This is a genomic window from Arthrobacter sp. Cr_A7, from assembly GCF_029222765.1.
GTDB lineage: Bacteria > Actinomycetota > Actinomycetes > Actinomycetales > Micrococcaceae > Arthrobacter.
In genome coordinates, this window is record NZ_JARHXQ010000365.1 from 1 (window position 1) to 5,433 (window position 5,433).

General features: G+C 66.2%; 7 protein-coding genes and 1 pseudogene. 5 read left to right on the forward strand and 3 right to left on the reverse strand.

Annotation, left to right across the window (positions count from 1 at the left end; translation table 11 throughout):
• Nucleotides 1–519 carry a DUF2243 domain-containing protein gene (locus P2Q66_RS21375; RefSeq protein WP_275731370.1) on the reverse strand — a complete coding sequence of 173 codons (519 nt, stop codon included), beginning with the start codon at nt 517–519 and terminating at the stop codon, nt 1–3.
• A 184-nt stretch (nt 520–703) separates the two neighbouring features.
• On the opposite strand from P2Q66_RS21375, the pseudogene P2Q66_RS21380 reads away from it, so the two are divergent.
• Nucleotides 704–1,677, forward strand: a pseudogene (locus tag P2Q66_RS21380) (IS481 family transposase).
• 6 nt (nt 1,678–1,683) lie between these two features.
• Here the strand turns inward: P2Q66_RS21380 and chrA are convergent.
• Together chrA and P2Q66_RS21390 are read right to left on the reverse strand one after the other, a co-directional pair.
• Nucleotides 1,684–2,907, reverse strand: coding sequence for a chromate efflux transporter (gene chrA, locus P2Q66_RS21385; RefSeq protein WP_275731371.1), 1,224 nt, complete (start codon nt 2,905–2,907; stop codon nt 1,684–1,686).
• On the reverse strand, nt 2,904–3,251 hold the full coding sequence (locus tag P2Q66_RS21390; RefSeq protein ID WP_275731372.1) for a metalloregulator ArsR/SmtB family transcription factor: 348 nt from the start codon (nt 3,249–3,251) through the stop codon (nt 2,904–2,906). Before P2Q66_RS21390 ends, chrA begins: the two co-directional genes overlap by 4 nt.
• 125 nt (nt 3,252–3,376) lie before the next feature.
• Here P2Q66_RS21390 and trxB point away from each other — a divergent pair, with 125 nt between their 5' ends.
• From trxB to P2Q66_RS21410, 4 genes are all read left to right on the forward strand, one after another.
• The gene (gene trxB / locus P2Q66_RS21395; RefSeq protein WP_115525399.1) at nt 3,377–4,354 is read left to right on the forward strand and encodes a thioredoxin-disulfide reductase; all 978 of its coding nucleotides are present in this window, start codon (nt 3,377–3,379) and stop codon (nt 4,352–4,354) included.
• 145 nt (nt 4,355–4,499) lie between these two features.
• Nucleotides 4,500–4,724 carry a hypothetical protein gene (locus P2Q66_RS21400; protein WP_115525440.1) on the forward strand — a complete coding sequence of 75 codons (225 nt, stop codon included), beginning with the start codon at nt 4,500–4,502 and terminating at the stop codon, nt 4,722–4,724.
• Between the two features lie 85 nt (nt 4,725–4,809).
• Complete coding sequence (locus tag P2Q66_RS21405; RefSeq protein WP_115525400.1) at nt 4,810–5,043, forward strand: hypothetical protein; 234 nt, start codon at nt 4,810–4,812, stop codon at nt 5,041–5,043.
• Nucleotides 5,044–5,118: 75 nt separating this feature from the next.
• A complete protein-coding gene (locus tag P2Q66_RS21410) occupies nt 5,119–5,382 on the forward strand; it encodes a GlsB/YeaQ/YmgE family stress response membrane protein (protein ID WP_079597438.1) in 264 nt (87 codons plus the stop codon).
• Nucleotides 5,383–5,433: the final 51 nt, after the last annotated feature.

Here is a 5,433-nt window from a genome sequence, read left to right on the forward strand (position 1 = left end):
TTAGTTGGACGGGTTTTCCCGTTTGCCCTGCCGGAACAGGAGCCAGCCCGCTGCAATCAGCAGAACGCTCAGGCCCAGGAACCCCAGATCCCAGGCCAACGGCCCACCCAGGTCGTCCCGCACGTGGTGGATCTGCAGCAGCTGGTGGTTAACAAGGCCCTCGACGACGTTGAACACACCCCAGCCGGCCAGCACCAGCCCGGTGTGGAACCGCCAGCTCGCGGACAGCCGCCCCTGCCGCCGGGCCCGGACCGTGAGGACGGCGGCGGCCACCACCAGCACCCACATGGCGCTGTGGAAGAGTCCGTCGGCCATGGTGTTCAGCTCCAGCCCGGCCACGGTTTTGGTGTTGCCGCTTTCGGTGTGGCTGAGCATGTGGTGCCACTGCAGCAGCTGGTGCAGCACGATGCCGTCGACGAAGCCGCCCACGCCCATCCCGAACAGGAACGCGGGCGCCACGGCAGGTGGCATGGCCCGCCCGGTGGGCCTGGCCGATGAGCTGTGGGCTTCCTGTGCCACGTTCTGTTCCCCCTCGCCTGGTGAGTCCTTCCACCAAGTCCCTACCCGCCGTCGGACGCGCTAACCGCCGTGAGCCCCCAGGAGAACCTAGCTGTACTGAGTCAGGACGTTGGTTACATCGTGAATAGGTGAAGACCTCTTAGGTTGGTGGTTACCACACACAGCCAACGACTAAGAGGTCTTCATGTTCCACCGTAATGCCCGCCTGACCCCGACCGGTAGACGGATCCTCGTCGAACGCGTGATGGCCGGCCGTCCGGTTGCTCATGTTGCCAAGGAAATGGGCGTCTCGCGGACCTGCGCCCATCGCTGGATCAGCCGATACAGGGCCCACGGCTGGGACGGCCTTCAGGACCGCAGCTCCAGACCGAAGTCATGCCCGCACGCCACCTCTGAAAAGGTGGTGGCCGATGTCCTGACCCAACGCGTGGAGCACCGCGAAGGCCCGACAGATCTGGCCTTGCGCTGCGGCACCAGTCCCCGGACCGTCTCCCGGATTCTGGCCCGCGCCGGCATGCCCAGACTGTGGGACCTGGACCCCGTAACCGGTGCACGAATCCGGGCCTCCCGCGCCACCGGCCGCCGCTACGAACGCGACGCCCCAGGGGACCTGATCCACGTCGATGTCAAAAAACTCGGCAGGATCCCCGATGGCGGAGGCTGGCGTGCCGACCCGGCCCAGAGCCCGGCCAACCACCGCTCCTCGGGCAGAAACCTGGGCTTTGACTACGTCCACGTCGCCGTCGAGACTACACCCGCTTCGCCTACGCAGAGGTTCTACCGGACGAGAAAGGGCCAACCTGTGCAGGGTTCCTCACCAGAGCGGCAGCCGCGATGGCAGCTCAAGGTGCACCGGTCAAACGCGTCATGACAGACAACGCCTTCGCCTACCGGCTGTCCCGGGATTTCCAGGACGCACTGGCCGCACTGGGCGCCAAACACATCCTGATCAAACCCCGCCACCCCTGGCAGAACGGCAAAGCAGAACGCTTCAACCGCACCCTGCAGGAAGGCTGGGCATACCGCCAACCATTCACATCGAATCAGACGCGAAGCGAGGCCCTGAAGCCATGGCTAGACTTCTACAACAACCACCGGCCCCACGGCAGCCTCGGAGGCAAACCGCCCATCAGCAGGTGCAACCAACCTACTGGCTGAGTACACCTAGCCGACCAGGCCGAGCAGGATGCCTCCCGCCGCGCCGACCAGGACCACGGCCCAGGGCGGCGTCTTCCAGGCGATCAGCAGCACGAAGCACACAAGGCCCAGGCAGAACGGGCCCGGTCCCGTGATTGCCGTGGTGAACACCGGGTTGTAGAGGGCCGCGGCGAGGATTCCCACCACAGCAGCGTTGGCACCGCGCATCAGCGCCTGGGCCTGCGGCCTGGACCGGAACCTGTTCCAGAACGGCAGCACGCCTGTCAGGAGGAGGAAACCGGGCAGGAAGATCCCGGCCAGTGCGATGGCGGCACCGGCGACGCCTCCCGGGCCGAAGGCGGAGAGCGTGCCCAGGTAGGCGGCGAACGTAAACAGCGGCCCCGGCACTGCCTGCGCCGCACCGTAGCCGGCCAGGAACTGCTCAGAGGTGACCCAGCCGGGGTCCACCACGCCCGACTGCAGGAGCGGCAGGACAACGTGCCCGCCGCCGAAGACCAGTGCCCCTGCCCGATAAAACGCCTCAAACAGGGTGAGGCCCGCCGAACCCACGGCCGGCGCCAGCAGGGGCAGCCCCAGCAGCAGGGCAAGGAACAGGACCAGGCAGACGGTTCCGGCCGTCCGGCTGACAGGGAACCGCATCATCCCCGTGACATCGCCCGTCCCTGCCCGGCAGACAACCAGCCCGGCCAGGGCGCCGATGAGGATGGCGGCAATTTGCCCGAGCGAGCCGGCCAGCAGGATGGCTGCCAGGGCCGCCACCACGGCAATCGTGGCCCGCTCCCGGTCCGGGGTCAGGGCTTTCGCCATCCCCCACACGGCCTGGGCCACGATGGCGACAGCGACGATTTTCAGGCCCGTGAGGATGCCCGAACCAATGGCTCCCTGGAACAGCGAGGCGCCGGCGGCGAATGCCACCAGCAGGGCCGCCGAGGGCAGGGTGAAGGCGACGAACGCAGCGAGGGCCCCAAGGGGACCGGCGCGGTGCAGGCCCATCCCGAATCCCACCTGGCTGGAAGCGGGGCCGGGGAGGAACTGGCACAACGCCACAAGGTCCGCGTATTCCTTGTCGTCCACCCATTTGCGGCGTTCCACCAGCTCGTCGCGGAAGTAGCCCAGGTGGGCGATGGGCCCGCCGAAGGACGTGAATCCCAGCTTCAGGAAAACCCGGAAGACTTCCCACGCCGAGCCCCGGGCGGTGGCCGTTGCGGGGCTGCCGGCGGCAGCCGTCACAGGGCTGCCACGAGCCCGGCCGCACGTTCCAGGGCGCCCGGGACGATGGAGTAGTAGGCCCAGGTGCCCCGCTTCTCGCGGTGCAGCAGGCCGGCGTCCACCAGGATCTTCAGGTGATGCGAGACCGTGGGCTGACCGAGGTCGAGGGGTTCGGTCAGGTCGCAGACGCAGCGTTCACCGGACTCCCCCGCCTTCACGAGCGAGAGCAGGCGCAGGCGGTTCGGGTCGGAGAGCGCCTTGAAGACCAGCGCGGCTTCCTTCGCCTCCTCTGCCCCCAGTGCCGGACCGGCCGGCGGGCAGCAGGCAGGGTCCAGCAACGGATCAAGTGTCTGCGAAGCGTTCATACCTCCCATTATGCCGCTGCATTGACGCTCATCAATGTTTGACCCTGCATCCGCGGGTGGGGCTGGAGGATCATGCTGGCAAGGGCGTAGAATCCGTCCGCCCAGCAACTCCAAAGGAGACCTCCATGACGAACGAACAGCTGATCATTATCGGGTCCGGTCCTGCGGGGTACACCGCGGCCATTTACGCGGCCCGGGCGGGTTTGGAACCTTTGGTGCTGGCGGGTTCGGTGACCGCGGGCGGCGCGCTGATGAACACCACCGAGGTGGAGAACTTTCCGGGGTTCCCGGGCGGGATCCAGGGTCCGGAGCTGATGGACGGACTGCAGGAACAGGCCGAGAAGTTCGGCGCGAAGGTAGTGTTCGACGACGTCACGTCCGTGAATCTGAAGGGTCACCTGAAGACCGTGGTCACCGGGGCCGGGGAAACCCACCAGGCGCCTGCAGTGATCCTGGCTACCGGATCGGCCTATAAGGAACTGGGTTTGCCGGAGGAGAAGAAGCTCAGCGGCCACGGGGTGTCCTGGTGCGCCACGTGTGACGGGTTCTTCTTCCGGGAACAGGACATCATCGTGGTCGGCGGCGGTGATTCGGCGATGGAGGAAGCGACGTTCCTGACCCGGTTCGCGAAGTCCGTGACCGTCGTCGTCCGCCGCGAGGAGCTCCGTGCCTCCCGCATCATGGCGCAGCGGGCCAAGGACAACCCGAAGATCAGCTTCGCCTGGAACTCCGCCGTCACGGCCATCCACGGCGACGGGAAGGTGACGGGCGTGACCCTCACTGACACCCGCTCCGGGGAAACCCGCCAGCACGGGGCCACCGGGATCTTCGTGGCGATCGGCCACGTCCCCCGCACCGAACTGGTAGCCGGGCAGGTGGACCTGGACGCTGAGGGCTACATCAAGGTGGATGCCCCCACCACGGTCACCAACATCTCCGGGGTCTTCGCCTGTGGCGACGCAGTGGACCACCGCTACCGCCAGGCCATCACCGCTGCCGGAACCGGGTGCGCCGCGGCCCTGGACGCCGAACGCTACCTCGCAGCCCTGGACGATGCGGACAGCATCGCCACGGCATTGGTCGAAGAACCAACCCACGCCTAGAAACCAGGAATACGAACGTTCGACCCGGCCAAAATGCTTGGCCCGCCCCACGTTCATAAGTACACTTAGCATATTCACCGGGCGGGCTGGGGCCTTCAGTTTCGCTCCCCACGAGGGAGCCTGCGATGGCACGAAGGCGGCAACCATGCACCGAGACCGGCAGCCCACCCGCAACATCTGCGCTGAAGTGGCACATCTGGGCCTGCAGCTGCAGGCCATGGAGATTATTGACGAGATTCTCAGTGGAACCGAGCCCTGCGAAGCGGACGTCCGGAGCTCATTGACCTGGCATGTGGAGCACAATCCCGGACAACCGCAACGGGCACTCCTGATGCACATGCTGAACCTCCGCCGCAGTGGTCACAGCTGACACAGAAAAAACACCCTCCTGAAACACTCCGGCAACCTCGCCACGGCAAGCTGTGCATACGGGGATACAACAGCAGGAGGCAGCCATGGAGGCACAACGAGTCAGTACCGGTCAGCTCCGCATCGGAGACCACATCGAAGCGTGGCACAGGGGCAAGCTGTTCCACCGGGGCCGGGTGACCGACGTCGTACCCGCCCTTGAACTGTTCTGGATACTGGACGCGAGGACCGGCACGCGGAAGCTGCTGGACCCCGAAGCCCTGGAAATCCGGCACGTGGAGGAACCGGCCCAGCCGCTTACCCGGTTCTCACCGGCATAAACCCGGGGCGGCCGGGGTACGGTCAGTGCTAGGAATGCTGCTGTTGCGGCAGAAACCACAAGTAAGGAGCACACCGTGATTGGATTCATCGTTGCCGGCCTGATCATCGGCGCCCTGGCCCGCCTTATCAAACCCGGCAAGCAGAACCTTAGCTTGCTCGCCACCCTCCTGCTGGGCCTTGTGGGCTCGGTGATCGGCGGAGTGGTGGCGTCACTGCTGGGAACCGGGGACATCTTCGAGCTGAACTTCCTGGGCTTCATCGTGGCCGTCATCGCCTCGGTGCTCCTGGTGGGCACCGCAGAAGCAGTCGCCGGCCGCCGGAAGTCCGTGCGGCGCTGACCTAACCAACGCGACTAGAGCAACGCGGGGTCACTCCCGGCCCAATCCAAG

Bases quoted from the DNA above. Each gene is read 5' to 3' on its own strand.
- P2Q66_RS21390 (WP_275731372.1), bottom strand. From the start codon at position 3,251: ATGAACGCTTCGCAGACACTTGATCCGTTGCTGGACCCTGCCTGCTGC.
- trxB (WP_115525399.1), top strand. From the start codon at position 3,377: ATGACGAACGAACAGCTGATCATTATCGGGTCCGGTCCTGCGGGGTAC.
- P2Q66_RS21400 (WP_115525440.1), top strand. From the start codon at position 4,500: ATGCACCGAGACCGGCAGCCCACCCGCAACATCTGCGCTGAAGTGGCA.
- P2Q66_RS21405 (WP_115525400.1), top strand. From the start codon at position 4,810: ATGGAGGCACAACGAGTCAGTACCGGTCAGCTCCGCATCGGAGACCAC.